This window comes from Streptomyces sp. CNH287, assembly GCF_000424825.1.
This window is the reverse complement of the sequence record NZ_KE384251.1, coordinates 524,488-550,266: the sequence shown is the minus strand read 5'-3', so window position 1 is coordinate 550,266 and position 25,779 is coordinate 524,488. Positions and strand designations below refer to the sequence as shown.

The 25,779-nt window shown below is 72.7% G+C and carries 25 protein-coding genes; 21 read left to right on the top strand and 4 right to left on the bottom strand.

Annotated features, from left to right (window positions below):
• Positions 1–131 precede the first annotated feature (131 nt).
• Both H299_RS36375 and H299_RS0126235 read left to right on the top strand, forming a co-directional pair.
• On the top strand, positions 132–1,001 hold the full coding sequence (locus tag H299_RS36375) for a radical SAM/SPASM domain-containing protein (RefSeq protein ID WP_051262854.1): 870 nt from the start codon (positions 132–134) through the stop codon (positions 999–1,001).
• A 36-nt stretch (positions 1,002–1,037) separates the two neighbouring features.
• Entirely contained in the window at positions 1,038–1,811 is a 774-nt protein-coding gene (locus H299_RS0126235; protein ID WP_486587426.1) for a protein kinase, read from the top strand.
• A gap of 56 nt (positions 1,812–1,867) precedes the next feature.
• On the opposite strand, the gene H299_RS0126230 is transcribed toward H299_RS0126235, so the two are convergent.
• A complete protein-coding gene (locus H299_RS0126230; RefSeq protein ID WP_027750838.1) occupies positions 1,868–3,208 on the bottom strand; it encodes an NsdA family TPR-like regulatory protein in 1,341 nt (446 codons plus the stop codon).
• 169 nt (positions 3,209–3,377) lie between these two features.
• Between H299_RS0126230 and H299_RS0126225 the strand changes: the two genes are divergently transcribed.
• From H299_RS0126225 to H299_RS40685, 3 genes are read left to right on the top strand one after another with little or no spacing between them, the layout of a single operon-like run.
• Positions 3,378–3,686, top strand: coding sequence for a hypothetical protein (locus tag H299_RS0126225; protein WP_158692391.1), 309 nt, complete (start codon positions 3,378–3,380; stop codon positions 3,684–3,686).
• Complete coding sequence (locus H299_RS36370) at positions 3,683–3,946, top strand: hypothetical protein (protein ID WP_051262853.1); 264 nt, start codon at positions 3,683–3,685, stop codon at positions 3,944–3,946. Before H299_RS0126225 ends, H299_RS36370 begins: the two co-directional genes overlap by 4 nt.
• The gene (locus H299_RS40685; protein WP_486587425.1) at positions 3,943–4,329 is read left to right on the top strand and encodes a DUF7848 domain-containing protein; all 387 of its coding nucleotides are present in this window, start codon (positions 3,943–3,945) and stop codon (positions 4,327–4,329) included. The genes H299_RS36370 and H299_RS40685 overlap by 4 nt, the downstream gene beginning before the upstream one ends.
• A gap of 24 nt (positions 4,330–4,353) precedes the next feature.
• Here the strand turns inward: H299_RS40685 and H299_RS0126210 are convergent, their stop codons facing one another.
• Positions 4,354–4,797: a MerR family transcriptional regulator gene (locus tag H299_RS0126210; protein ID WP_051262852.1), complete on the bottom strand. Its 444-nt coding sequence runs from the start codon at positions 4,795–4,797 to the stop codon at positions 4,354–4,356.
• Between the two features lie 28 nt (positions 4,798–4,825).
• On the opposite strand from H299_RS0126210, the gene H299_RS36365 reads away from it, so the two are divergent.
• From H299_RS36365 to H299_RS0126195, 3 genes are all read left to right on the top strand, one after another.
• The gene (locus H299_RS36365) at positions 4,826–5,632 is read left to right on the top strand and encodes a methyltransferase domain-containing protein (protein ID WP_051262851.1); all 807 of its coding nucleotides are present in this window, start codon (positions 4,826–4,828) and stop codon (positions 5,630–5,632) included.
• 442 nt (positions 5,633–6,074) lie between these two features.
• Positions 6,075–6,440 (top strand): hypothetical protein, encoded by a 366-nt coding sequence (locus H299_RS36360; protein WP_051262850.1) that lies wholly within the window; start codon positions 6,075–6,077, stop codon positions 6,438–6,440.
• Positions 6,437–7,081, top strand: a complete 645-nt coding sequence (locus tag H299_RS0126195) for an OmpA family protein (RefSeq protein WP_027750834.1) — start codon at positions 6,437–6,439, stop codon at positions 7,079–7,081. Before H299_RS36360 ends, H299_RS0126195 begins: the two co-directional genes overlap by 4 nt.
• 40 nt (positions 7,082–7,121) lie before the next feature.
• On the opposite strand, the gene H299_RS0126190 is transcribed toward H299_RS0126195, so the two are convergent.
• Entirely contained in the window at positions 7,122–7,721 is a 600-nt protein-coding gene (locus H299_RS0126190; RefSeq protein ID WP_051262849.1) for a GNAT family N-acetyltransferase, read from the bottom strand.
• Positions 7,722–10,382 (bottom strand): bifunctional FO biosynthesis protein CofGH, encoded by a 2,661-nt coding sequence (locus H299_RS0126185; RefSeq protein WP_078513051.1) that lies wholly within the window; start codon positions 10,380–10,382, stop codon positions 7,722–7,724.
• A gap of 217 nt (positions 10,383–10,599) precedes the next feature.
• On the opposite strand from H299_RS0126185, the gene H299_RS0126180 reads away from it, so the two are divergent.
• The 13 genes from H299_RS0126180 (at position 10,600) to H299_RS38680 (ending at position 25,561) form a co-directional block, all read left to right on the top strand.
• A complete protein-coding gene (locus H299_RS0126180; RefSeq protein ID WP_027750831.1) occupies positions 10,600–12,117 on the top strand; it encodes a CehA/McbA family metallohydrolase in 1,518 nt (505 codons plus the stop codon).
• A gap of 441 nt (positions 12,118–12,558) precedes the next feature.
• Positions 12,559–13,194, top strand: a complete 636-nt coding sequence (locus tag H299_RS0126175) for an SDR family oxidoreductase (RefSeq protein ID WP_027750830.1) — start codon at positions 12,559–12,561, stop codon at positions 13,192–13,194.
• Between the two features lie 328 nt (positions 13,195–13,522).
• Positions 13,523–15,100 (top strand): ATP-binding protein, encoded by a 1,578-nt coding sequence (locus tag H299_RS0126170; protein WP_027750829.1) that lies wholly within the window; start codon positions 13,523–13,525, stop codon positions 15,098–15,100.
• The gene (locus H299_RS0126165; RefSeq protein ID WP_027750828.1) at positions 15,097–15,522 is read left to right on the top strand and encodes a roadblock/LC7 domain-containing protein; all 426 of its coding nucleotides are present in this window, start codon (positions 15,097–15,099) and stop codon (positions 15,520–15,522) included. Before H299_RS0126170 ends, H299_RS0126165 begins: the two co-directional genes overlap by 4 nt.
• The gene (locus H299_RS0126160; protein WP_027750827.1) at positions 15,519–15,905 is read left to right on the top strand and encodes a DUF742 domain-containing protein; all 387 of its coding nucleotides are present in this window, start codon (positions 15,519–15,521) and stop codon (positions 15,903–15,905) included. The genes H299_RS0126165 and H299_RS0126160 overlap by 4 nt, the downstream gene beginning before the upstream one ends.
• Positions 15,877–16,491 carry an ATP/GTP-binding protein gene (locus H299_RS0126155; protein ID WP_027750826.1) on the top strand — a complete coding sequence of 205 codons (615 nt, stop codon included), beginning with the start codon at positions 15,877–15,879 and terminating at the stop codon, positions 16,489–16,491. The genes H299_RS0126160 and H299_RS0126155 overlap by 29 nt, the downstream gene beginning before the upstream one ends.
• 11 nt (positions 16,492–16,502) lie before the next feature.
• Entirely contained in the window at positions 16,503–17,849 is a 1,347-nt protein-coding gene (locus H299_RS36355) for a cytochrome P450 (RefSeq protein WP_486587424.1), read from the top strand.
• The gene (locus H299_RS0126145) at positions 17,774–19,024 is read left to right on the top strand and encodes a cytochrome P450 (protein ID WP_027750825.1); all 1,251 of its coding nucleotides are present in this window, start codon (positions 17,774–17,776) and stop codon (positions 19,022–19,024) included. The genes H299_RS36355 and H299_RS0126145 overlap by 76 nt, the downstream gene beginning before the upstream one ends.
• A gap of 405 nt (positions 19,025–19,429) precedes the next feature.
• Positions 19,430–22,384 carry an SARP-family global regulator AfsR gene (afsR, locus tag H299_RS0126140; RefSeq protein WP_027750824.1) on the top strand — a complete coding sequence of 985 codons (2,955 nt, stop codon included), beginning with the start codon at positions 19,430–19,432 and terminating at the stop codon, positions 22,382–22,384.
• A 213-nt stretch (positions 22,385–22,597) separates the two neighbouring features.
• The gene (locus H299_RS0126135) at positions 22,598–22,831 is read left to right on the top strand and encodes a hypothetical protein (protein ID WP_027750823.1); all 234 of its coding nucleotides are present in this window, start codon (positions 22,598–22,600) and stop codon (positions 22,829–22,831) included.
• A 208-nt stretch (positions 22,832–23,039) separates the two neighbouring features.
• Positions 23,040–23,240, top strand: a complete 201-nt coding sequence (locus H299_RS0126130) for a hypothetical protein (RefSeq protein ID WP_027750822.1) — start codon at positions 23,040–23,042, stop codon at positions 23,238–23,240.
• Positions 23,241–23,602: 362 nt separating this feature from the next.
• Complete coding sequence (locus H299_RS0126125; RefSeq protein ID WP_027750821.1) at positions 23,603–24,517, top strand: alpha/beta fold hydrolase; 915 nt, start codon at positions 23,603–23,605, stop codon at positions 24,515–24,517.
• 126 nt (positions 24,518–24,643) lie between these two features.
• On the top strand, positions 24,644–25,561 hold the full coding sequence (locus H299_RS38680) for a hypothetical protein (RefSeq protein WP_078513049.1): 918 nt from the start codon (positions 24,644–24,646) through the stop codon (positions 25,559–25,561).
• The last annotated feature ends 218 nt before the right edge of the window (positions 25,562–25,779 follow it).

Sequence of the window (25,779 nt, the reverse complement as noted above, 5' to 3'; positions counted from 1 at the left end):
CCACCCCTCACCCACACGGCGTTTGACGCATTTGACGCACGCCACCCCCACCACCGTACCGCTGTGCGTAGCCACGCAGTTGCCTAGTGCAAGGAGAGCAGCTCTCCTTCCATCACCGCAGAGGGGCACCCATGGTGACCGCGACGACAGAGACCTCATCGGCAACACACACCACGCCACAACTCCTGTGGTTGGACCTGACGCGCAAGTGCCAGCTCAACTGCGTGCACTGCTACAACGCGTCGGGCCCGGACGGCACTCACGGCAGCATGACCCGCGAACACTGGATCAGTGTCCTGGACCAGTCCTCCGACTGCGGCGTCCGTGCCGTGCAACTGATCGGCGGAGAACCCACGTTGCATCCCGACGCGGCGGAACTGGTGCGTCACGCACTGTCCCTCGGTCTCGCGGTCGAGGTGTTCAGCAACCTGGTGCACGTCTCTGCCGAGTGGTGGGCGCTGCTGAGGCGAGAGGGTGTCACGCTCGCCACGTCCTACTACTCGGACCAGGCGGCGCAGCATGACACGATGACCGGCCGCCGCAGCCACGGTCGGACGAGGACGAACATCGAGAAGGCCGTACGGCTGGGCATCCCGCTGCGCGTCGGGATCATCGCCGTCGACGACGCGCAGCGCGTCAACGAGGCCCGCCGGGAGCTTGAGTCCATGGGGGTGGTCAGGATCGGCGTCGATCGCGTTCGCCCCTTCGGGCGGGGCGCGCACGACCGCACCCCGGACGCGGCCGGCCTCTGCGGCCGGTGCGGCACAGCTCGCGCGGCGATCGGCCCCGACGGCGAGGTGTCACCGTGTGTCTTCTCCGGCTGGATGGGCGTCGGGAACATTCAGGACACCCCGCTGGCCGATATCCTCAGTGGCGCCGCCATGGCCCAGGCCAACGCTTCGATTCGGCGGGTGCACCGCGCCAGCGACTGCGGCCCGGGTGGCAACGATGACGAATGCCGTCCGGGCTACCCCGGAACCGAATGCTCCCCGAGGAACTGAGAAATCATGACACGTGAACCTCCTGACCCTGGGATCTTGACGCTGATCCACTCGCACACAGGAGACCTGGCCGATATCCAGAGGACACCGCGCGGGTACGACTCGGACCTCACCGCCCTGGTGGAGTGCGAGAAGGGGCCGTTCTTCGTCAAGGCGATGCGGAACCGACCGGGTGGCCGACGGGAATCCCTCGTCCGGGAGAGACTGATCAACCCGTTCGTCCAGCCGGTTTCTCCCGTGCTCCGGTGGCACGTGGAGGGTGACGAATGGCTCGCTCTCGGATTCGACGTCGTGGACGGCAGGCGGTCGGACTTCACTCCGGGTTCGGCGGATCTCCCTGCCGTCATCGAACTCCTGGGCAGGATGGGAGAACTGGAGCTTCCCGAAGTCGCCCACGGCTGGCGGGAGAATCGCTGGGACCGCTTCGCCGCCGACGAGGCGGAGGCGGCGCTGTTCCGCGGTGACGCACTTCTTCACGCCGACATCAACCCGAGCAATCTGCTGATGGGGGCCGAGGAGAGCTGGGCCGTGGACTGGTCCTGGCCTACACGCGGCGCGGCGTTCATCGACTCCGGCCAACTCGTCATGCAACTCGTCTCCGGCGGATTCAGCGCGGAGGAGGCCGAGTCATGGGTGTCGGGGTGCGCGGGATGGGCGAACGCGGACCCGAAGGCGATCGATGCGTTCGCCGCCGCCTCCCTGCGCATGAACCGCGCCCGCGCCAAGCGGTTCCCCGACGAGACATGGCTGCCGGCCATGGTGGAGGCGGCACAGTCCTGGGTCGACCATCGGGGCGTGACAGGGGTTTGACAGCCGGTGCCCCCGTGCCTTGACGGCCCGTCCGCCGAGGCACGTCGGCGGACCGGCTACACGAGCAGCGCGGGCGGGACCATCGCACGCGCCCGCTCGTGCAGCGCGCGAGCGGCGGGAACCTTGCGATAGGGGCGAACGCGGGAGCACATGGCACGGACTCGTTCATCGACTCGCCCGGACTGCATTCCCGGGTAGTCGTCCAGGACGAGATTCCAGGAGTGGCACGCCTCCTCCAGGTGACCCACCTCCAACTGCCGTTCCGCCAGCATGGCGCGGAAGCGCAACTGCGAACGCCGACTGTCCGTTTCATCGCGCAGGCGGAAGTGAGACTGCATGGATTCCACGCTCCCCGACACGTCACCCGAGGCATAGCGAACCTGGGACACGCAGTAGGCCATTGTCGAGGGATTGAATCCACCCAGCGACCCCAATGGACTTTCGGCCTTCTCCAGGGCCGATTCGGCCACAGCGAGGCTTTGCAGCGCCTTCGCCTGTTCTCCGGCAACCGCAAAGGCGTGGGCCTGCTGAGCCGCGAGGAAGGCACGCATCCGAGGGCCGGTGGACGGGGCTGCGACGGCGGCGGCGTCTGCCAGCCGGGAGGCAGGGGCTCCATGCCCCAAGTCTGCGGCCTGGACCGACATGCCCCGGAGAATGTGGCAGTAGGTCAGGTGGTCCCCTCCGGCCCCCGCCAACTCCAGCCCCTTGACGTAGTACTGCTGCGCCAAGCCGTGCAGACCCTCGTCCACCGCCATCCACCCCGTGACGTAGCAGAGGAAGGATGCGGCGGACAGCATGGATTCCCGGACTTCGGACGCCGCGTCCACTCTCAGAAAGGGCGCAACCGTGTTGACGAGGAACGCGGCTGCCATGGGGCGCGCATAGCGGCCACCGAAGTCGTCATCGATCTGGGACAGGCGCTCCGTCATCGACTTCACGGCCTCGACTTCGGATGCGCCGATGCGTTGGGTGTGGCCTTTCTGGACCGCTTCCATCCGGCCCACGACATCCGGCCAGTTCGGCACCGCCAGAGCGACGGAGAAGAGGCCCACTCCCAGCACCCCGCGACGCGAGGGGTCCATGTCCCGGCGCCCCAGGTCGAGGATTCCCTCGGTCGTGGCCGCAGCCCCGGGCGCGAACGGCAGCGCAGGAAAGCCCGCCTCCACGTGCGTGACCGGACGGCGCAGCCTGCGGGCCAGCGCCTCCAGCACCAGCGGACGCACCTCCGCCTTCGGCAAGTGACCGCGCAACCACTGGTGCACCGACTGGCCGCTGTACGTCAGCGGCGTCCCGCGCTCGGTCCCCAACCGGTTCACCTGCTGCGCGAAACGGCCCAGCGTCCACCCCGCCTCACGGTGCAGCCGCTCCAGACCGGTGTTCGGCTCCATGGCCCCCACAGGACACCACCCCTCACCCACACGGCGTTTGACGCATTTGACGCACGCCACCCCCACCACCGTACCGCTGTGCGTAGCCACGCAGTTGCCTAGTGCAAGGAAGACCCCCGCGACGCGTGCGAGGCGTCCGGGGGCGTGGCCGATCACGGCAGAGAGACAGGTGACCGACATGAAGCACCGTATCCGGCAGGCAGCCGGGTGGCTGCGGGCCCGGGCAGGGAAGGCAGGGCCTGCCCGGCCCCACCGGGCAGGCCCGCCCGTGGTGCCGCCCCCGCTTCCCACCCCGCTGCGACCGCTGCCCTGCGACACCGCCATCGACGCCGACGCGCTGGCGCTCGTGCGCCCGTACGTGACCGCGTCGCGGGAGGTGGCGGTGGCGGTGGCGCCTCGACCGCTGCTGGTGCTGGTGATGGCGCCGCGCGGTGCGGACTTCCCGCTGTACTGGCTGCGTACGAGGCCCGTGGCGGTGGCCTCGTGACCGACGCGACCCGCGCGTGGCGGATCGACACGATCCCCGGCAGGCCCGTCCACCGTGTGCGCCAGTCCCCCGGCTACGTACTGCCGTTGTGGCTGCTGTGCGACGGCGAGCACGTCGCCGACCTCGGCCTGCGGCTGTCCTCGGCCGAAGCGGAGTTGCTGCACGCGCAGTTGTGCCATGCACTGAGCGCCGCACCCGCGCCCGCGCCCACGCCCCCGGCGGCGGAACCGCCCGCCTGCCGGACGGGAGCGGAGGGGTGAGCGGCCCGATGCGCGTCGGCGACAGGGTGCACTACCTCGGCGCCGAGCGCCGGGTGCGCGACATGCGGATGCTCTCCGGCGGGGACCGGCTGCTGTTCCTGGAGGGCGGGTACACCTGCCGCGTACCGGCAGGCGCGGGCGGCGGGCCGATGCCGGTGGGCGGTTGGCGTACGGAGCCCGACCAGAGCCCCGAGGCGCCGCCGGTCAGCTACGCGATGCGGTGCGACGTATGCCGCCGCGATTCCGGCGCTCATCCGGACCCGGCGGGCGCGCGGCGGTGGGTGGACCAGCACCTGAGCAGGCGGCCCGCCCACACCGTCTACCGCGAACTGATCACCCGCCCCTGGCGCGCCCGCCCGGCCGAAGGCCGGTCCGGCGGGTGAGGTGAGGCGGTGCCGCTGTCCCGATCACCGTCTCACCGGCGGGAGTTCGGGGCAGACCCGCTCGGCGATGAGCCGCTGGTAGTTCGGGCACCCGCTGACGTCCTCGTGCTCGCAGTTCAGGCCGCCCTCGACGAGCGCCAACGAGGCCTGGGCCGCTGCGATCCTCGACCGCAGCTCCTCGGCGGCGGGACGGAGGATCTCGTGCCGGCCGGAGCGGTCGACGGTGGCGGACAGGCTCCTGATGGTGTCCAGGCCGAGGCCGGCCTCCTTCAGGATGAGGATCGTCGCCACGCGGGTGAGGTCGTCCGCACCGTAGCGGCGGCGCCCGCCGGCGTCCCGTTCCGGGGCCAGCAGGCCCCTCGACTCCCAGTGCCGCAGCACGTGCGTGGCCAGGCCGAACCGTGCCGCGAGGGCGCCGATGCCCCAGGTTGCGGCGGCGCCGTCGCCGCCGTCCTCGCTTGACTTCATGCCGACATTAAGTCGCAGCATGACGTCCATGTCCAAGAACCAGGAAGCGGTGGAAGAGCACCGCGCCACCGGAGCCATGCTGGCCCTCCTCGACGCCGCGGACCGGATGCCGAGCGCCTCCCGGCTGCGGGCCCGCTCCTACGAACTGCTCTCTCCCGTCCCGGGCTCGACCGTCGTGGACGTCGGCTGCGGCGGCGGGCGAGCCGTCGCCGAGCTGGCCGGACGCGGCGTCCGCGCGGTCGGGGTGGACCCCAGCACGCAGATGCTGGCCGCGGCCCGGGAGCGGTGGCCGGAGGCGGAGTTCCGGGAGGCGGGGGCGGAGCATCTGCCGTTCGCCGACGGAAGCGTGCGCGGCTACCGTGCCGACAAGGTCTTCCACGCACTTCAGGAGCCGGGGCGCGCGGTGGCTGAGGCACAGCGGGTCCTCTGCCCAGGCGGCAGGATCGTCCTGGTCGGTCAGGACTGGGACGCCGTCATGATCGACTCGGACGACATGGCGCTCACCCGCACGATCGTGCACGCCCGCGCCGACCTCCTGCACATGCCCCGCGCCGGGCGCCAGTACCGGGACCTGCTGCTGGAGGGCGGCTTCGACGACGTCACGGTCGAGGTGCACACCAGCGTGTTCACCGACCCCTCGATGCTGTCGCTGCTCACCAGACTCGTCGAGCCTGCCTGCGCCGGCGGCGCCGTGAGCCGCGACCGGGCGGACGAGTGGCTCGCCGAACAGCGCCGACGCGCGGAAACCGGCCGCTTCCTCGTCGCCGTTCCGTTCTTTGTGACCGCTGCCTCCGCCCCCGCCCAGGCGTCCGCCCGCGCCTCGCGGCCCAGGTAGGCGGCCAGCCGACCTCGAGGCTCACTCCGCAGACGGAGTTCATGGTGCGCCACGGCCACCCGATGGCCGTGATGTGCCACGACTTCGCGGAGCAACGCGATCGCGCGGCAGGCGCCGGTCCAGGACATAGTGATTCGCATACGCTATCGTGCAACGCGTTGCAGTGGACGAGGAGCGAGGGGGATGCGTGATGCGCGATACACAGGGCCTCAACAGCCTAGTCGGCCGAGGGCGGCGAGGAACGGCGCGAGGCCGGACGAAGGTCGCCGCCGTCAGCGCCATTGCGATCGTAACTCTCCTTCTGAGCGGCTGCCGGGAGGGCGACTCAGGTGCGGCGCCGGACGGCGGGAAGCCGGCCGCCGAAAAGCTGGCCGCAGAACGGCCGGCCGCCGCAGGAGGCCCCAAGGGCCAGGGGCCGGAGCTGAAGGGCGCGAACGGCGCGGTGCTCACCATCGACTCCGTGCAGCGGCACGAGGGCGGTGTGGTGACCGTCCGCGGCGAGATGCGCAACGACGGCACGAAGGCGCTGAACACCAACCAGTGGAGCGGCGGCAACGATCTGACGCTGAAGAACGGCTACTCCTCCTCGGGTGCCACCCTGGCCGATCTCAAGGGCAAGAAGCGCTACTACCCGCTGCGCGACACCCAGGGCAACTGCCTGTGCAACCAGTTCCACACGGTCTTCCAGCCCGGCGACAAGGCACCGGTCTACGTCCAGTTCCCGGCGCCGCCGGAGGGCACCACACAGGTCGACTTCGCCATGCCGACCTTCGGCACCGCCCCCGTCCGGATCGCGGTCGCACGGTGAGGCCGCCGACGACGGCACGCGCCGTCGCCATCAGGCTCGCGGCCTGCGCGCTCGGCGCCGGGTGCCTGACGGCCTTCCTCGGCCTGTACGACGCCCCCGCGGCCCGTGCCGACCCAGCGACCAGCGCCGCACCCAGCGCCGCGCCCGAGCCGCCGCCCGTCCCCGTCGATCCGCGCGCCGAGGTGCTGGAGCTGAAGAGGGGCGCGAAGCTGGCCCCTCCCGTGGTGGTCGACATCCTCTCGGTGTCCGGCGACCTGTCCGGCGACTCGGAGCGCGAGGAATCGAACAAGGACATCAAGCTGACCCTCCAGGCCGAGGTCCTCTTCGCCAAGGACAGCGCTGAGCTGAGCGGCCGCGCCGACGCACGGATAGCCGAGGTCGCCAAGGAGATCAGGGAGAACGGCCCGCGAAAGGTCACCGTCCACGGCTTCACCGACGACCTGGGGACGTACGCCCACGGCAAGACCCTCTCCACGCAGCGCGCGGCGGCCGTACACCAGGCGCTCACCGCGGAGTTGGGCGCGTCCGGGATCGCCTACGAGGTGGCGGGCAAGAGCGAGGACAACCCCGTCGCGGACAACTCCACCGAGGAGGGCCGGAAGAAGAACCGCCGGGTGGAGATCTCGTTCGAGCGGGGGTAGACGAGCGTGCCGCCCGGTGCGCGGCGGGCGGCGGTGCTCGTCACCTCGCGGGCGCCTCCGGGCGGGCGGCGAGGTCCGCGGCGTCGGGCCAGGCGTAGCGAAGCTTGTTCGGGGCGCCGTTGAGGCGGCCGGGTACGCCGCCGGGAAGGGCGATCCGCGCCTTCTCCACGCACCTGCCGCCCCTCGCATCGTAGAAGCCCTGCGCGGCGGTGTTCTGCTCCTGGACCCACAGGTAGAGGGACGCGCTCGCCGCCTGCTCGACCACGGCGGCAGCTGCCCGGGTGAGCAGGACGCTGCCGAGGCCGGTGCGCTGCCGGCGGTGCGTGACGTGCAGGTTGTCGACGAGGCTGCCCCAGCGTTCGTCGGCGTCGAACACCACGTGGACGAAGCCCACCAGCTCCGCGCCGTCCTCGGCGACGAGGGTCATGGTGCGGACCGGGGCGCTCAGCCGCGAAGTCCACACCTCACGGCGGTCGGTGACCACGTCGCCGTCGAGGTAGGCGTCGGAGTAGGCGCCGCGGTAGTGGCGGCGCCAGCTGTCGGCGTGCAGCTGGGCGATCCGGGGGGCGTCGGACAGCTCCGCCGGGCGGAGCTGCCACGTCGCGGGCGCAAGCGTGTTCTCGGGTTCGGTCGCAGGCATTCAGTCACTCACCAGGGGCAGTAGTTCGGGGAGTTGGCCGTCGGAGGCAAGGGCCGCGGTGACGCGCTCGGGCGGCACCGGTCCATACGTGGTCGTACGCGGCCGGGACGGGCGGCCTGCGGCGTCCGCGATGGCCACCAGGTCCTGGACGGAGCGGTACGAGCCGTAACTCGACCCCGCCATCCGGGAGATGGTCTCCTCCATCAGCGTGCCGCCCAGGTCGTTCGCACCGGAGCGCAGCATCTCGGCGGCGCCGTCGGCACCGAGCTTGACCCAGCTGGTCTGGATGTTGGTGATGTGCGGGTGGAGCAGCAGCCGGGCCATCGCGGTGACCGCCCGGTTGTCCCGGGCGGTCGGGCCGGGCCGGGCGATACCCGCCAGGTAGACGGGCGCGTTGGTGTGGATGAACGGCAGCGTGACGAACTCCGTGAAACCGCCCGTCCGTTGCTGGATCTCGGCCAGCAGCCGCAGATGGCCGAGCCAGTGCCGGGGCTGGTCCACGTGCCCGTACATCATGGTGGAGGAGGACGGCAGGCCCGCCTCGTGCGCGGCGGTGACGACCTCGATCCAGGTGGCGGTGGGCAGCTTGCCCTTGGTGAGAATCCAGCGCACCTCGTCGTCCAGGATCTCGGCCGCCGTGCCGGGGATCGAGCCGAGCCCGGCCTCCTTCGCGGCGGCCAGCCACTCCGGTACGGACATCCCGGTGCGGGTGGCGCCGTTGACGACCTCCATGGGCGAGAACGCGTGCACGTGCATGCCGGGCACCCGCTCCTTCACCGCGCGCGCGATGTCGAAGTAGGCGGTGCCGGGCAGGTCGGGGTGGATGCCGCCCTGCATGCAGACCTCGACGGCGCCCACGTCCCACGCCTGCGCCGCCCGGTCGGCGACCTGGTCGAGGGAGAGGGTGTACGCGTCGGCGTCGGTGCGGCGCTGGGCGAAGGCGCAGAAGCGGCAGCCGGTGTAGCAGACGTTGGTGAAGTTGATGTTGCGCGTGACGATGTAGGTCACCTCGTCGCCCACCACGTCGCGGCGCAGTTCGTCGGCGATCCGGCAGAGCGCTTCCAGGGCGGGGCCGTCGGCGTGCAGCAGGGCGAGGGCCTGCGGGTCGGTGAGGCGGGTGGGGTCGTCGGCGGCGGCGGCCAGCGCGGCGCGTACGTCGGCGTCGAGGCGCTCGGGGGCCGTGGTGTCGGGGGTCATGCCCGGGTCCGGGGCCATTCCGGGGGCGGCGCGCTCGCGCAGCTCGGCCCAGTCGCCGTACACCTCGTCGAAGTCCTCGCGGCGGTCGGCGGTGCGGCCCTCGGTGTCGATGGTGCGGTGCAGGTCGGTGCGGCCGGTGCCGGTGCCGCTCGCGGTGAACGCCTCGTCGGGCTCCTGCCAGGGCAGGCCGCGTACGGGCGCGTCCTCGCGGGCGAGACCGGTGTCCGGGTCGGCGAGCGCGGTGACGTGCGGCAGCAGACGCGGGTCGAGCCAGGGCTCGCCGCGCTGGATGAACTCCGGGTAGATGGTGAGCCGTTCGCGCAGCGTGAACCCGGACTCGGCGGTGCGGGCCGCCAGTTCGTCGATCTGCGGCCACGGGCGTTCCGGGTTCACGTGGTCGGGGGTCAGTGGTGAGACGCCGCCCCAGTCGTCGATCCCGGCGTCGATGAGTCTGGTGTACTCCTCGTCCACGAGGTTGGGCGGCGCCTGGATACGCGCCTGCGGGCCGAGCAGGTGGCGGGCGACGGCGACGGTGGCGGCCAGTTCGTCCAGTTCCGCGTCCGGCATGGCGCGCATGGCGGTGTCCGGCTTGGCGCGGAAGTTCTGCACGATGACTTCCTGGATGCCGTGGTAGGCGCGCTGGGTGCGCCGGAGCGCGAAGAGCGCGTCGGCCCGCTCCTGGTAGTCCTCGCCGATGCCGATGAGGACTCCGGTGGTGAAGGGGACGTTGGAGCGGCCCGCGTCCTCCAGCACCCGCAGCCGCACAGCGGGCTCCTTGTCCGGCGAGCCGTGGTGCGGGCCGCCCGGCTCGCTCCACAGGCGCTCGGCGGTGGTCTCCAGCATCATGCCCATGGAGGGGGCGACGGGCTTGAGGCGCTGGAGGTCCGTCCAGCTCAGGACGCCGGGGTTGAGGTGCGGCAGCAGCCCGGTCTCCTCCAGCACCCGGATGGCCATGGCCCGTACGTAGGCGAGGGTGTCGTCGTAACCCTCGGCCTCCAGCCACTCGCGGGCCTCGGGCCAGCGGTCCTCGGGCTTGTCGCCGAGCGTGAAGAGCGCTTCCTTGCAGCCCAGTTCGGCGCCGCGCCGCGCGATGTCGAGCACCTCGTCGGGCGAGAGGAACATGCCGTGCCCGGCGCGGCGCAGCTTGCCCGGCACCGTGACGAACGTGCAGTAGTGACACTTGTCCCGGCACAGCCGCGTCAGCGGGATGAAGACCTTGCGGGAGTAGGTGATGACCCCGGCGCGGCCGACCGACGCCAGACCCGCGTCCCGTACCCGGCCCGCCGACGCGCTCAGGTCCGCGAGATCCGCGCCGCGGGCCTGGAGCAGTACGGCCGCCTCGCCCGTGTCGAGCGCGACGCCGTCCCGGGCGCGCCGCAGCGCGCGGCGCATGGCGCTGGCGGTGGGCGGCGCGGCATCCGGCCGGGCCCGCGAAGGTACTGGCGACTGCGCGTCCGTGGTCATCCCACGAGCGTACGGCGCGATCCGGGCCGACGGCGGCGAGAGACGGGTCACAGCCGCGCCCGCCACCCGCAGAGGCGGGAAGGTGGGGAGGCGGGAAGGTGGGGAGAAGCTGGGGAGCACAAGGACAGCGGTACGTCCCGCCCCGTTCCCCTCCAGGCCATCCGGGCGTAGAACCCTCAGCGGGAGACACATCCGATCCGAGGGGGACCCGAGCCGTATGGACCGGCGCAACGTACTGAAACTCTCCGCCGTCGCAGGAGCCGCGAGCGTGCTCACCCTCGACACCATGGCGTTCGCGAGCCCGAGGCAGCCCGACGGAGCCGGGGAATCCGGCGGCGAGGAGCGCAAGACGGTCCGGGGCACGCTGCCCACCGGCGCGCCGGACTACGTCTACCTCCCCGTCGAGGTGCCCGACGGCGTGCGCGAGATCGCCGTCTCGTACCGCTACGACAAGCCGCAGGTCCCGGCGGGCACGCCCGGCAACGCGCTGGACATCGGCATCTTCGACGAGCGCGGCACCCGGCTGGGCGGCCGGGGCTTCCGCGGCTGGTCGGGCGGCTTCCGCACCGAGTTCGCGCTCAGCGCGGAGCGGGCCACCCCCGGCTACCTGCCGGGCCCGGTGCGCCCCGGCACCTGGCACGTCGTGCTGGGCCCGTACACCGTCGCGCCGCAGGGCCTCTCCTACGAGGTCACCGTCACCCTGCGGTACGGGGCGCCCGGCAGCACCCCGCAGCCCTCCTACCCGCCGGAGCGGGTACGCGGGCGGGGCCGCGGCTGGTACCGGGGCGACTGCCACCTGCACACCGTGCACTCCGACGGCAAGCGCACCCCGGCCGAGGTCGCGGCGGCGGCCCGGGCGGCCGGGCTGGACTTCCTGGCCACCACCGAGCACAACACCACCTCCGGGCACGCCGCGTGGGAGGGCCTGTGGGGCGAGGACCTGCTCATCCTGTGCGGCGAGGAGGTCACCACCCGCAACGGCCACTACCTCGCGCTGGGCACGGACGCGGGCACCTTCGTCGACTGGCGCTACCGGGCCCGCGACGACGCGTACGAGCGCTACGCCCGGCTGATCCACCGCGCGGGCGGCCTGGTGGTGCCCGCACACCCGCACTGCCCGTTCGTCGGCTGCCAGTGGAAGTTCGGCTACGAGGACGCCGACGCCGTCGAGGTGTGGAACGGCCCCTGGACGGCGGACGACGAACTCTCCGTCGCCGCCTGGGACAACACCCTGGTCGCCGGCGACGGCTGGCTGCCCGCGATGGGCAGCAGCGACGCACACCGCGAGGGCCAGGACGTGGGGCTGCCGCAGACCGTCGTGCACGCCGACGACCTCTCGCGCCGGGCACTGCTGGAGGGCATCCGCCGGGGGCACAGCTACCTGGCCGAATCCTCCCGGGTGACGCTGGCCTTCTCGGCCATCGGGCCGCGCGGCGAGCACGCGGGGATCGGGGAGCGGCTGCGGGTCGCCCCGGACGCGGCGGTGACGGTGCGGCTGAAGGTCTCCGGCGCACCGCGCGACGCGACGGTCCGACTCCTCACCGACCAGGGGCAGTTGCACGCGGAACCGGTGGGGGGTGGCGGCTCGTCCACGGTGACCTGGCGCACGACGGCCTCCCTGGCGCGCTACGTACGCGCGGAGTTGCGGCACCCGGTGGCGGCGGACGACGCCTCGGGGCTGCCGGGGGCGATGGCCGCGATGACCAACCCGCTGTGGCTGGGCGGCCCCGCCTGACGGAACCGGCACCCGCGGCCGGGCCGCAGGGCCAGCTCGGGCGACGTCCGATCTCCACCTCACCTGCCCACACGGTGAGCCACTGACGGAGGGGAGCAAGCGAGTCGTGCTGGGTCGCGAGCGCGAAAGCCTCGTTCTTCTGGCGGTCCATCTCGCCCAGCCGGTGCGGCGCCACCCTGGCCAGGGCGAGGCGCAGAGCCTCAGGCGTGCGCTGAGGGCGCGGGAGCAGCACGTCAGACTGTCCAGGTCGCGGCTGTGGTGTGCTCATCATCGGCCTCCTCTGCCACAACCTACTGTCCGCTCGCCGCGTGAGGCGGGGTTCGCGTGCCGGTACCGCTCCGGAGTGGCGCGCACGCGGCTCCTACACTGGCGGGGGCGGTGGTGAGGGGCCTGCCACCGCTGCCTTGGTCTCTGTGCCGCATGTGCAGGAGGAACCACCTCATGAAGCTGACCGTTCTCGGTGCCACCGGTGGTACCGGCCGCCATCTCGTCACGCACGCCCTCGCGGACGGGCACCAGGTCACCGCGGCGGTGCGGGACCCGGCGAAGGTGGCGCTGGAGCACGAGCGGCTCACCGTGGTGCGTACGGACGCGCTCGACGCCGCCTCCGTGCGCGGTGCCGTCGAGGGTGCCGACGCGGTGCTCTCCGGCATCGGCCCGACCGGGCGGCGGGACCCGCTCAAGCCCGCCTCCGTCTCGGCCCGCGCGGCCGTGGAGGCGATGACCGCGCTGGGGGTGCGGCGGCTCCTGGTGATCAGCGCGGCCCCGCTCAACCGTACGGGCGCGGGCCAGCCGTGGTCCGCGCACCGCGTCTGGGGTCCGGTGCTGTGGAAGGTGTTCAAGGAGTGGTACTCGGACCTGGAGGTCATGGAGGCGGTCCTGGGCGAGAGCGGGCTGGACTGGACGTCGGTGCGCCCGCCGCAGCTCAAGGACAAGCCGGGCACCGGCGGTTACCGGCACAGCGTCGAGGCGGGCCCGCCCGGCAACACCATCCCCCGCGCGGACGTCGCCCGCGCCATGCTCGATCTGGTCGGGGACGAGGAGACGTACGGGAAGGCGGTCGGCGTCAGCAGCTGAGGGCCCGGCCCGCACGGGCGCACCCGCGCGCAACCGCCTCCCGCGTACGCTCACTTCGCACCTGCGACTGGTCCGCACGGGCCGCTTCCGTGACGCAATCCATGTAAGAAGTCTCACTCCGCGGGGTGTGATGCGGCGGTGACTGCGGCACCATGGTGATGTTGCTGCGGCTGGGGAGGCAGGGGTCCCCGGGCGCCGAACTGGCCTGCGCGGAAGTTGCCTTCACCGCGCCGCCACCCCTCACCCCACCCACGCACTGCCCAGCATCTGATGTCGGAAGCCGCACCCGGAAGCCGTCATACAGAGATCCAGTTGACCGAGGATTCAGATGACCGAGATACCGGTGGCTCTGACCGTACTCCTGGCTGTGGGTACGGTCGCCGCCGTAGGAATGGCGCCCTATCTGGCCCGTACCCGACGGCAGTTGCGCGGCATGCGCACCCGGGCCGTCGCAGCCGAGACCGACCTGGCGAACGTCACCCGGCACCGCGACGACCTGGCCGCGCGCATCCCGGCGGCCGAGGCCGAGGTACGCCACCTCGCCGCGGCCCGGCTGCCCGACCTGGCCACCGCGCTCGCCCACCCGCACATGACCGTGCGCGGTCCGGCCGACCCGCGGATCGCGGGCAGCACGCTCGACCAGGCACTCAGCGCGGTGCTGGAGACGGTCGGCGAGGCGATCGGCAAGGAGCGGATGCGCGTGGACGCCGCCGCCCAGGCCACCATGCGCGGCGCCTCGACCACCATCCAGGCGCTGCTCTACCAGTTGCAGACGCTGCTCCAGGAGATGCAGGAACGTCACGACGACCCGCTGCTGGCCCAGGACCTGCTGGCCGCGGACTTCCTCAACGAGCAGGCGCTGCGCCGTATCCAGACCACCGCCGTGGTCTGCGGCTCGTGGCCGGGCCTGACCCGTCAGGACTCCCATGTCGCCGACATCGTCATCGGCGCCACCTCCCGGCTCCAGGGCTACGAGCGCATCCAGGTCACCAGCCAGCTGCGCGACCCGGTGGGCGTCGTGGCGCGGGCGGTGGAGCCCGTCGCCGTCGCGCTGACCGAGCTGATGGCCAACGCGCTGCACTACTCGCACCCCGACCTGCCCGTCGCGGTGACCGTGCAGCAGGGCAACCGCGGCGCGACGGTCATCATCGACGACGCGGGCGTCGGCATGCACGAGGACGAGGTGCGCCGCGCCCGGCAGTTGATGTCCGGTCAGGACCTCGTACTGCTCACCGAGCTGGGCGACCCGGTACGCTCCGGCTTCGCCGCCATCGGCCAACTGGTGCGCCAGTACGGGTTCACCGTCCACGTGGAGACCTCCCCGTACGGCGGTGTCCGGGCGATCCTGCACATCCCGGGCGAGCCGCTGCTCACCCTGCTCGACGAGGAGAGGCACCCGCAGTCCCCCATGGCACCCCTGCCCGCCTCCGGCACTCCCGCACCCCGTGTCCCCAAGGCCGCCGGGCGGGCCGCACCGGCCACCGCACGAGCCGCCGCACCGGCCCCGGCCCCCGCCGCGGCCCCCGCGTCCGCCACCGGCGACGCGCCGCCCGCCCCGGCCCCTGCCGAGGAGAGCGCGCTCCCCCGGCGCCGCCGCCGTCAGGCCGAACCGCAGACCGCCGCCACCCCGCCCCCGGGCGGCACGGGCGCCCCTGGCGCGTCGCAGTCGGAAACAGAACCGGAGGCGGAGGCGGACGCCGAACGCAGCGCCGAACGATGGGGCGACTTCCAGCGGGGCACCGAGTCCGGCCGCGCCGCCGCGACGGGCGACACGGGCGACCACGCGCTCCCCGGCCGCCCCGGCGACAGCCCGGAGCAGCCCGCGGGCGGCACGCCCCCCGCCCCCGACGCCGCGTCCGAGGCCGCCGGCCCCTCCACCGCCCCCGAAGGGAACACCCCGTCATGACCCTGCCCACCCGCCGCCCGGTTCCCGAGGACATGTCCTGGGTGCTGGGACCGCTGCTGGAACTCCCCCATGTCGCCCACGCGGCCGTCATATCCGGCGACGGCTTCGTACAGGGCCGCTCCCCCGGTCTGGAACGGGAGGCGGCCGAGGGCGTGGCGGCCATGATGTCGGCCCTCCAGGGCGCCGCCCGTACCACCTCCCTGGCCTTCTCCGGCGAGCCGGACGTGCGGCTGCGGCAGACCGTCATCGAGTCCGACCGCGGCTGGGTCTTCGCGATCCCCGCGGGCGAGAACACCTGCCTCACCGTCTTCGCCACTCCCGACGTCAACATGCGCGTGGTCACGCACCAGATGCAGGTGCAGGTCGCCACCCTGGGAGAAAAGGCCATGGGCAGTCCTCCTCGCGACGACGTGCCCGCATGAGTTCCCCCCGGAACAGCAGGCGCCTGGTCCCGGCCTACCTGGCCACCTCCGGGCGCACGCGGCCCAGCCGCAACACACTCGACCGGCTCTCCCTGCTGCACAACCCCAGCGGTCCGGACCCCAGCGGTCCGGCGCTGGGCGGCCTGGACGGGCTGCGGCCGGAGGAGCGGCGGCTGCTGGAACTGCTGCGGCCGGGGGCTCTCTCGCTGGCCGAGGCCGCGGCCCATCTGCGGCTGCCGGTCAGCGTGGTGAAGGTGCTGGTGGCCGACCTGGTCGACGCCGGTCTCCTGCACGCCCGTCCGCCCGTTCCCGCACACCGACTTCCCGAACGTCAGCTCCTGGAGAAGGTTCTCGATGGACTCCGCACTCTCAAGTCCTCCTAGCGGCCCGGCCGCCGGTTATCTGGACGGCACTCACCAGACCCTGGTGAAGCTGCTCGTCGCCGGTCCGTTCGGCGTCGGCAAGACCACCTTCATCCGGTCGCTGTCCGAGACGCCCCCGCTGCACACGGAGGAGGTCATGACGCGCAGCGGCGCGCTGGTCGACGACCTCGCCGGGGTGCGGGAGAAGTCGGCCACCACCGTCGCCATCGACTTCGGCCGCCGTACGCTGCCCGGGGACCTGGTGCTGTACCTCTTCGGCACGCCCGGCCAGCGGCGCTTCCGCCCGCTGTGGCAGGACATCGCCCGCGGCGCGCTGGGCGCGCTGGTGCTGGCCGACACCCGGCGCCTGGCGGACTCCTTCGAGGTGATGGACATGGTCGAGGAGGCGGGGCTGCGCTACGCGGTGGCCGTCAACACCTTCCCCGACTCGCCGCCGCACACTGCCGACACCCTCCGCGACCACCTGGACCTGCACCCCGACACGCCCCTCGTGCACTGCGACGCCCGCGACCGCGACCAGTCCGCCGACGCGCTGATCGCCCTCGTCGGCCACGTACTCGCCCATACGCCCCTGGAGAACGAGTGACCGCGCCCCGCATGACCAGCACCCCACCCGCCCGCACCGGCTCGCTGCCCGTCGCCGCCCCCACGGCGCACGAGGTCACGCCGCTGTACGGCGCCGAGTTCGCCGCCGACCCCTACGGCGTCTACGACCGGCTGCGCGCGTACGGGCCGCTCGCCCCCGTGGAGATCGCCCCCGGCGTGGGCGCGATGCTGGTGACCGACTACCGGGCGGCGCTGGAGCTGCTCCACGACCCGGTGACCTGGAGCAAGGACTCGCGCGCCTGGCAGGAGACCGTCCCGCAGGACTCGCCGGTGCTGCCCATGATGGGCTGGCGTCCCAACGCGCTGGTCAACGACGGTGCCGTGCACCGCCGTTACCGCCAGGTGATCACCGAGAGCTTCTCCCTGATCACCCCGCACGAGCTGCGCGAGCACACCCGGCAGGTCTCCGAGACGCTGATCGCCCGGTTCGCCTCGAACGGCCGCGCCGACCTGATCGCCGCCTTCGCCAGCCAGGTGCCGGTGCTGGTCTTCAACCGCCTCTTCGGGATGCCCGACTCCTACAGCGACCAGCTGGTGACCGCGCTGTGCGGGATGCTGGACGCCAACACGCCGGAGGAGGCGACGGCGGCCAACGAGGCGTTCTCCGCGTACATCGGGGAGCTGATCGGCACCAAGTCCCGGGAGCGCGGCCCGGACCTCACCTCCTGGTACATGGACCACGCCGCCGGGCTGACCCCCGAGGAGCTGGCCTCCGAGATCGTGGTGACGATGGCCGCGGGCCACAACGCGACCACCAACCTGATCGGGAACGCGCTCGCCCGGATGCTCTCCGACGACCGCTACTACGGCACCCTCTCCAGCGGCGGCCTCACCCCGCGCGACGCCCTGCACGACGTGCTGCAGAACGACCCGCCGATGTCCAACCTCTCGCCGCACTTCCCCACCCGCGACGTGTTCTTCCACGGCACCTGGCTGCGGGCCGGCCAGCTGGTGCTCGTCTCGTACGCCGCCGCCAACACGCAGCGGGGCCGCACCGCACCCGGCGAGGCGGCCAGCGCGAGCGGCTCCGGCGGGGGCGCGCACCTGGCGTGGTCCGCCGGCCCGCACGCCTGTCCGGTGCAGAACCCGGCGCTGCTCATCGCCACCACCGCCATCGAACGCCTCACGGCCTGGCTCTCGGACATCGAGCTGACCGTCCCGCACGACCAGCTGGTCTGGCGCCACGGGCCCTTCCACCGGGGCCTCGTCGAACTCCCGTCCAGATTCACGCCGATCACCCCCGACCAGGCAGGAGCCACCCCATGGGGCAGCAGCCCTTCGTTCTCGACCCGCTCGGACGCGACGTCAACGGAGAGGCCGACCGCCTCCGCGAGCTAGGCCCCGCCACACGCGTCGAGCTGCCCGGCGGCATCGTCGCGTGGGCCGTCAGCGAGTTCGACCTCCTCAAGCAGCTGCTGGCGGACCCGCGCGTTTCGCGCGATCCGCGGCAGCACTGGCCCGCCTGGCAGCGCGGCGACTTCCACGACAGCTGGATTCAGCCGTGGATCGCCCCGGTCAACATGCTGACCTCCTACGGCCCCGAGCACCGCAGGCTGCGGAAGCTGATGGCCCCCGCCTTCACCGGCCGCCGTACCGAGGCGATGCGCCCGGAGGTGGAGCGCATCAACAAGCAGCTGCTGGACGCGCTCGCCCGCACCCCGCCCGGCGAGGCCGTCGACCTGCGCGCCCGGTACGCCTTCCCGCTGCCGATGCTGGTGATCTGCGGGCTGTTCGGCATCCCGGAGGAGTCGCGGGACGCGCTGTCCGACCTGGTCGAGCGGATCATGAACACCAACACCACGCCCGCCGAGGCGAACCGCACGATGGAGGACATCGCCTCCACCTTCACCGAGCTGATCGCCACCAAGCGCGAGCACCCCGGCGACGACCTGACGACCATGCTCGTGTCCACCCGGGACGAGGACGGCGACCGTCTCACCGAGGTCGAACTCCAGGCCACCCTGCTGCTGTTGATGAGCGCGGGCCACGAGACGACCGTCAACCTCATCGGCAACGCGGTGCACGCGCTGCTCACCCACCCCGAGCAGCTGCGGCTCGTGCTCGACGGCGAGGTGCCCTGGGACGACGTCATCGAGGAGACGCTGCGCTGGGCGCCCAGCGTCTCCAGCATCCCGCTGCGCTACGCCACCGAGGACATCGAGATCGGCGGCGGCGAGGGCGCCGGGGAGGGCCGGGGCGTCACGATCCGGCAGGGGGAACCGATTCTCGCCACGTTCGGCGCGGCCGGACGCGACCCACTCAAGCACGGTCCCGACGCCGCGGTCTTCGACATCCGGCGCAAGGACCGCGAGCACCTGGCCTTCGGGCACGGCGTCCACTTCTGCCTGGGCGCGCCGCTCGCCCGTATCGAGGCCCGTACGGCGCTGCCCGAACTCTTCGCGCGCTTCCCGGACATCCGTCTGGCGGCGGACGCCGGGGAGATCGCCCGCGTGCCGTCGTTCATCGCGAACGGGCCCGCGACGCTGCCGGTCAGGCTGACGCCGGCGGACTGATCCGCCCGGCGGTCCGGGACCGGAGCGCGGCCCGACATCTCAGAATCGGCCCGGCGCGCTCCGGTCCCGCCGCCGCCGACATAATTCCTCCACGCGGCCTCCGGCTTTTCGGCGTGGAAAGTACACAGGGCAGCTTGGACGGAGCCGCCTGCTGCCATTCGTTGGAGGGTTGGATCGCATGACCACGTCACGACTCGACCGGTCCGACGGCGGGTTATGCGGAATACGGGACACGGAAGCGCTCATCTGACGCCAAGTCAGTACTGCATGAGGCGGCACAAGTCGCAGAATAGCCACATCCACGCGACAACCCGGTGGATGCGGCCGGTACCGTGCTGACGCATGGGGCCGCTACAGGGCAGACTGACCGATGCGGAAGCGGAGCGCACAACGGCAGGGGGCACCATGGGCGCCGAGAGCCACACGGGACGCGACACCCAACAGCACGGTCAGCAGCTGCGCTTCACCGTGCTCGGTCCCATCCGGGCGTACCGCGGTGACAGCGCCCTGAGCACCGGATCACCCCAGCAGCAGGCGCTGCTGGCAGCGCTGCTGCTGCGCGGAGGCCACACGGCCACCGCCGAGGAGCTGATCGACGCCCTGTGGGGCGAGGAACCGCCGGACCAGGCCAAGGCCACCCTGCGCACCTACGCCTCCCGCATCCGCAAGGCGCTGGCGCACGACGCCGAGCTGCTGGTGAGCGAGTCGGGCGGGTACGCCCTGCGGATCGCCAGATCCGGCGCCGCCCTGGACACCGAGACGGCCACCGCGCTGGCCACCGACGCCGAGAAGTGCGCCGCGGCGGGCGACCGCGCCCGCGCCCGCGAGCTGTACGACCAGGCGCTGCGGCAGTGGGAGGGCGAGCCGCTGGCCAACGCCCCCGGCCCGTACGCCGAGACGCAGCGCGTGCGGCTGGGGGAATGGCGGCTCCAGCTCCTGGAGCACCGGCTCGACCTGGACCTCCAGGCGGGCGCGCACGCGGAGGCCGTCTCCGAGCTGACCGCGCTGACCGCCGCGCACCCGCTGCGCGAACGGCTGCGCGAGCTGCTGATGCTCGCCCTCTACCGCAGCGGGCGCCAGGCCGAGGCCCTCGCCGTCTACGCGGACACCCGCCGCCTCCTCTCCGACGAGCTGGGCGTCGACCCGCGCTCCGAGCTGTCCGAACTCCAGCAGCGCATCCTGGAGGCCGACGACGAGCTGTCGCTCTCCGCCGACGCCCCGGCCCGCGAGGGCCGCTCGGGCGCGACGCTGCGCCCGGCACAACTTCCGGCCACCGTGGCGGACTTCACCGGCCGCACCGGCTTCGTCACCGAGCTGGGCGAGCAGCTCGCCGCCGCCGAGGGCACGGTGATGGCCGTCTCGGCGGTCGCGGGCATCGGCGGCGTCGGCAAGACGACCCTGGCCGTGCACGTCGCGCACGCCGCCCGGGACCACTTCCCCGACGGACAGCTCTACGTCGACCTCCAGGGCGCGGGCCCGGCCGCCGCCGAACCGGAGGCCGTACTCGGCGCCTTCCTGCGCTCCTTGGGCACCCCGGACGCGGTCATCCCGGACGGCGTGCAGGAGCGCGCCGCGCTCTACCGCTCCCTGCTGGCCGGGCGGCGCGTGCTGGCCCTGCTGGACAACGCCCGCGACGCCGCCCAGGTCCGCCCGCTGCTGCCCGGTACGGCGGGCTGCGCCGCGCTGGTGACCAGCCGCTCCCGGATGGTCGACCTGGCGGGCGCGCACCTGGTCGACCTGGACGTGATGAGCCCGGAGGAGGCGATGACCCTCTTCACGCGCATCGTCGGGGAGGAGCGGGTCTCCGCGGAGCGCGAGGCGGCGATGGACGTCGTCGCCGCCTGCGGCTTCCTGCCGCTGGCCATCCGCATCTCCGCCGCCCGCCTCGCGGCCCGCCGCACCTGGACGGTCTCCATCCTGGCCAGCAAGCTCGGCGACGAGCGCCGCCGGCTGGACGAACTCCAGGCGGGCGACCAGGCGGTCAAGGCCACCTTCGAACTGGGCTACAGCCAGCTCGACAAGGACCAGGCCCGCGCCTTCCGCCTGCTGGGCCTCGCCGACGGCCCGGACATCTCCCTGCACGCCGCCGCCGCGATGCTCGACCGCAGCGCGGACGAGACCGAGGACCTGCTCGAATCCCTGGTCGACACCTCCCTCCTGGAGTCCGCCGCCCCGGGCCGCTACCGCTTCCACGACCTGCTGCGCCTCTTCGCCCGCGCCTGCGCCGAGCGCGACGAGCAGCCCCCGTCGGAACGCGACGCGGCGCTCTCCCGCCTGCTCGACTTCTACCTCGCCACGGCGACGAAGGTCTACGCCCTGGACCAGCCGGGCGAACGGCTGGCCAACCACCTGGAGCCGACCGCCTCGACGGGCCTGCACTTCACGGAGCGGAGCGCGGCGATCGGCTGGCTGCTCTCCGAGTCCTCCTGCTTCCTGGCCTGCGCCCGCCAGCTCGCCACCAGGACGGACTGCCTGCGCCGCGCCGCCGACCTTCTGATGGCCACCAGCGGCCTCGCCGAGTCGGGGGTGAACGTCCGCTCCTACGAGCAGGCCGCCCTCGCCCTGCTGACGGCCGCGCACCAGGCCGAGGAGCCGTACGCGGAGGCGCGTACCCGCTCCGTGCTCACCGGTGTCTACCTGGCGACGGGCCGCTTCGACCAGGCGGACGAGGAGGCCCGCCGGGCGGGCATCCTGGGCCACTCCGTCGAGGACCCGATCTCCGCCTCCTACTCCCTCAACGACCGGGGCATCGTCGCCAACTACCAGGCGCGGCACAAGGACGCACAGGAGTACCTCACCGAGGCCCTGCACGCCTTCCGGCGCCACAACAACCCCGTTTCCGAGTCGAGCGCGCTGTGCAACCTCTCCCGCGTGCACATGGCGCTTGGCCAGTACGACACGGCGATCGACCTGGCCAAGCGGAGCGTCGAGATCCACCATCTGTTCCCGCACGCGCTGCGGCTGGGCAACTGCCGTTACACGCTGGGCACCGCCCTGGTGCAGGCCGGGCGCGTCCCGGCCGGTCTCGACGAGCTGAACCAGGCGCTGGCCATCTTCCACGAGACCCGTCAGGGCCAGTGGGAGGGCGTCGCGCACTTCCGCATCGCCGAGGCCCACCTCGCCGCGGGCCGGCCCGGACAGGCCGCCGCACACGCGGAGCAGGCCCTCGCCCTGCGCGTGGTGGGCGGGGAGTGGCGGCGCGCCACGGTGCTGCTCGTCCTGGGCAAGTCCCTGAAGGCGCTGGGCCAGTCCGACCGCGCACGGGCCATCTGGGTGGACGCGCTGGCGGTGTTCGAGCAGGCCGGGACGCCGGAAGCCGACGAGGTGCGGGACCTGCTCATGCCCTCCGTAGCGGCCTGAGACGGCGACGGCAGCATTCGTTCATCGATCGTTTATCGCCGTCCGGCATTGTCTTCCTCATCGAACCGCCGCCTCGGGGGGCAAGCGGATCGATGGGGGAAGAAGGCCGCTGTCCCGTAAGGTTGAGCGGCTCTGAAGCGCCCGTCCGGCGGCCCACGGGGGAGCCGCCGGACGGGCCCTGTCACACCGTTCGACGACAAGGAGTCAGCCACCATGACCGCACACGAGGAGACGACGGCCACCGACGCGAAGCCGGACGAGAGCCGCCACGGCACCAGCGAGCCCGCGAAGATCGGCACCAAGAGCCGTCACGGCACGTCGATCCCGGCGAACCTGAACACCAAGAGCCGCCACGGTACGTCGATCCCGGCGAACCTCACCTCGGACGACGAGGCGGCGGAGGCGGGCGCCGAGAGCCGTCACGGCACCTCGGAGCCCGCCAAGTAGACCATCACCCAGGGGGGGTACTCGGGGTCCGGCGTCGGCGGCGGAGAGGGGGAGCCGCCGGAGCCGGGCCCCGATGGCTTTGAACGGGAATCTGTCCGAACTTCAGTGCTAAACGGTTGCTTCTCGGCACAGACTGTAAGTAACAAGTCCCTTCGGGCGACACTATGACGCCACGAGGGGAAGTCCAGCCCCGTACGGAGGAGTTGCCGTGTCCCGCGCCAAGAAGTACCTCGTGCTTGCCGCTGCCGCCGCAGGCATCATCGCCGGGGCGGCAGCGCCCGCCCTGGTGAGTCACCAGCAGACCGTCGCACAGGTGGACTCGCAGGAGTCCACCGACGTCCTGGCCAACCGCCACGGGTCCTCGATACCGCTTTCGAGCCCGGACGAGGGCAGCCGCCAAGGAGCCTGACACCCAGGCACATGGGAACGGGGCCGAGTCGCCGACTCGGCCCCGTTTCGCGTCTCCGGCCGCCGTTCCGGCGCGATCCGGACCCGCGGCGTCCGGCGGGCACACCTTCGCGGCACGGCACGGCGGTGCGGAGGGTGACCGGGGCGACGATGCTTTTCGGCCTTCTCCGGAACGGCCCCGCCGCACCCGCCGCCACACCCGCCGCCACGCGGCTTCCGCACACCGTCCGCGCGGCCGGGGCACAATGACGGGTTTTCACTCCCTGAAGCGTTACGGTGACCATTCGTGACGGGTGTCGGCTGTCACCGGGCGGGACGGCGGGTCCGGCGCAGCGCCCACACCGACGAATGGGAGGAGCCCGCATGCTCACGTCCGATCCCCGGATCACCCCGCAGCTGCCGCAGCTCACCGAGCGGGAAGGCGCCATGGCCTTCCGCGGCTACCCCTGCTCGTACCGGCTGCTGCCGCAACCCGAGGCGCTGACCGAGCCCTTCGTGCTGCTGGGCGGCGCGCTCCAGGACAAGTACGCCTGGGTGCCGGGGGAGAACACCTTCCGCACGGTGGCCGGCATCATGACGATCGACCTGCCCGGCTGGGGCGACGTGCCGGTGCTGCCCGCCGGGCGCGGCTTCGACTTCCTCGCCGACTCCCTGGCCTCCGCGATGGACCACGCGGGCATCGAGCGGGCCAACCTCGTCGGCGCGTGCTACGGCGCCCTCATCGCGTACGCCTTCGCCGAACGCTATCCCGAACGGGCGTCGCGCCTGGTCATGGTGTCCGCGCAGGACGGGCTCTCCCCGGAGGCGCGCACCGGCTTCCACCTGGCCGTCGACGCGCTGAAGGCCGACGACCTGGACACGTTCCTCGACATCGTCGTCGACCTCTACCTGCCGCCCTCCGCCCAGGCCGCGCACCGGCGCCGCACCGCCATCGCACGGGTCCTGCGCAGCCAGATGCGGCAGCTCTCCCCCCGCGCCTTCGACAACTACATCCAGGGCACCCTGCGGCTGCTCGAGTACCGGCCGCGCTTCGAACCGCTGCCGCTTCCGACGCTGGTCGTCAACGGCGAGGACGACACGTTCACACCGCCCAGCGGCGGATGGCGGCTCGCCCACCGGCTGGACGCCTCGTTCACGCTGATCGGCGGGGCGGGGCACATGCTGGGGCTGGAACGGCCGGTGGAGACCGCCGAGCGCATCAGCGCGTTCGTACGGGGCGACCGTACGGCCTGCCGCTCCCCGCGGAGCGAGCCCGGCATCGCGCCCCAGCGGACCTGAGACGCCCCCGGGAAGCGCTGCTCAGGGGGCGGGGCCGGGCTCCGGTGGCGTACGGGTTCCCGTCGGCGTAGCGTCAATTGCGAACGACGCTCGGTGCGCACCCTGACGGGAAGCGAGGCGACACCGATGTTCAGGAATCTGATCGGCTCCCTGCTGGCCCTCCTCGGAGCCGCGGCGGCTGTGTGGAGCCCCTTCCGGTCCTGGTACGGCGCGCGGGACGGTCAGGACTTCCGCTGGGGTGAGCTGTTCACGCCGGACGGCGTCAGCGGCACCGACGCGGGCTTGTGGAGCGGGCTCTTCCTGCCCATGGCCGTCGCCGCGCTGCTGACGCTCGTCGCCGTGCTGCTGCGCTCCCCGCTCCTGGCCGCCTTCTCCGGGATTCTGGTGCTGGGCTTCACCGTGCTGTGGATGGTCCGCCAGGGCCAGGCCGCCGGGAGCCTGACGGCGGGCGGCGCGAACGGCCTCGGCGCGGGGGTCGCGCTGGCGCTGGCGGGCGGGGTGGTCATCCTGCTCGGCGCCTCGGCCATGCGCGGTCGCCGCAGGCGGCGCGGACGGCACCGGGTGCCCGCCGAAGGCGAGGAGCGGGACGCGGCGCGCCCGGCGTACGGACACGAGGGCCAGGCCCGACCCTGGGGCACCGCTGCGGCCGGAGGCACGGCGGTCGGCGCGGGCACGGGCGCCGGGTTCGCGGGGAGCCCCCACGACGCGCGGACGGAGGCACGGGACGCCGGGACGACGGATCTCGGCCGCCCGGACGCGGGCACGGAACCCCTGCCGCGTACGGACCCCGACGCCGGGGCGGTGCCGCCCGCGACGGGGCCGGTCGGCGGCATGGGGTTCGACGACGGCCGGAACACGCCCAGGACGTGGACGGGCGGCGCACACGCGGCAACGTCCGCGACGGGCGGCACGGAGGGTGCGGACAGCGCCGACGCCGGCGAGGGGAAGAAGGAACCGCTGCCCCGGCGGCTGCTGCACCGGGTGCAGCACATCGGCCACGGCCCGGGACACGGCCACGACCACCGCGACCGCGACGCGGCCTGACCTGACCCGAACTGTCCTGCCCTCCCCTGCCCCGGCAGAGCGGACGCTCGTGGCGCGTCAGGCGGTGATCACCCGGCGCCCGGAACGCGAGCGCACTCAAGACAGCGGGCCATCCTCGCACCGAGGCGTACGAGGAGGCTTCCGACGACGCGGCAGGACGGGGCCCTCCCCGGGCCCGGCCTGGGGACCCGTGCCGTGCCGCACGTGGCCGTCCGGTG

What these genes read in the sequence shown, in the direction of transcription:
- H299_RS0126170 (WP_027750829.1), top strand. Translation starts at nt 13,523, where the DNA reads ATGACCGAGATACCGGTGGCTCTGACCGTACTCCTGGCTGTGGGTACG.
- H299_RS0126160 (WP_027750827.1), top strand. Translation starts at nt 15,519, where the DNA reads ATGAGTTCCCCCCGGAACAGCAGGCGCCTGGTCCCGGCCTACCTGGCC.
- H299_RS0126135 (WP_027750823.1), top strand. Translation starts at nt 22,598, where the DNA reads ATGACCGCACACGAGGAGACGACGGCCACCGACGCGAAGCCGGACGAG.
- H299_RS0126225 (WP_158692391.1), top strand. Translation starts at nt 3,378, where the DNA reads ATGAAGCACCGTATCCGGCAGGCAGCCGGGTGGCTGCGGGCCCGGGCA.
- H299_RS0126165 (WP_027750828.1), top strand. Translation starts at nt 15,097, where the DNA reads ATGACCCTGCCCACCCGCCGCCCGGTTCCCGAGGACATGTCCTGGGTG.
- H299_RS0126145 (WP_027750825.1), top strand. Translation starts at nt 17,774, where the DNA reads ATGGGGCAGCAGCCCTTCGTTCTCGACCCGCTCGGACGCGACGTCAAC.
- H299_RS38680 (WP_078513049.1), top strand. Translation starts at nt 24,644, where the DNA reads ATGTTCAGGAATCTGATCGGCTCCCTGCTGGCCCTCCTCGGAGCCGCG.
- H299_RS36375 (WP_051262854.1), top strand. Translation starts at nt 132, where the DNA reads ATGGTGACCGCGACGACAGAGACCTCATCGGCAACACACACCACGCCA.
- H299_RS0126125 (WP_027750821.1), top strand. Translation starts at nt 23,603, where the DNA reads ATGCTCACGTCCGATCCCCGGATCACCCCGCAGCTGCCGCAGCTCACC.
- H299_RS0126155 (WP_027750826.1), top strand. Translation starts at nt 15,877, where the DNA reads ATGGACTCCGCACTCTCAAGTCCTCCTAGCGGCCCGGCCGCCGGTTAT.
- H299_RS0126185 (WP_078513051.1), bottom strand. Translation starts at nt 10,382, where the DNA reads ATGACCACGGACGCGCAGTCGCCAGTACCTTCGCGGGCCCGGCCGGAT.
- H299_RS36355 (WP_486587424.1), top strand. Translation starts at nt 16,503, where the DNA reads ATGACCAGCACCCCACCCGCCCGCACCGGCTCGCTGCCCGTCGCCGCC.
- afsR (WP_027750824.1), top strand. Translation starts at nt 19,430, where the DNA reads ATGGGCGCCGAGAGCCACACGGGACGCGACACCCAACAGCACGGTCAG.
- H299_RS0126210 (WP_051262852.1), bottom strand. Translation starts at nt 4,797, where the DNA reads ATGAAGTCAAGCGAGGACGGCGGCGACGGCGCCGCCGCAACCTGGGGC.
- H299_RS0126180 (WP_027750831.1), top strand. Translation starts at nt 10,600, where the DNA reads ATGGACCGGCGCAACGTACTGAAACTCTCCGCCGTCGCAGGAGCCGCG.
- H299_RS0126175 (WP_027750830.1), top strand. Translation starts at nt 12,559, where the DNA reads ATGAAGCTGACCGTTCTCGGTGCCACCGGTGGTACCGGCCGCCATCTC.
- H299_RS0126190 (WP_051262849.1), bottom strand. Translation starts at nt 7,721, where the DNA reads ATGCCTGCGACCGAACCCGAGAACACGCTTGCGCCCGCGACGTGGCAG.
- H299_RS36365 (WP_051262851.1), top strand. Translation starts at nt 4,826, where the DNA reads ATGTCCAAGAACCAGGAAGCGGTGGAAGAGCACCGCGCCACCGGAGCC.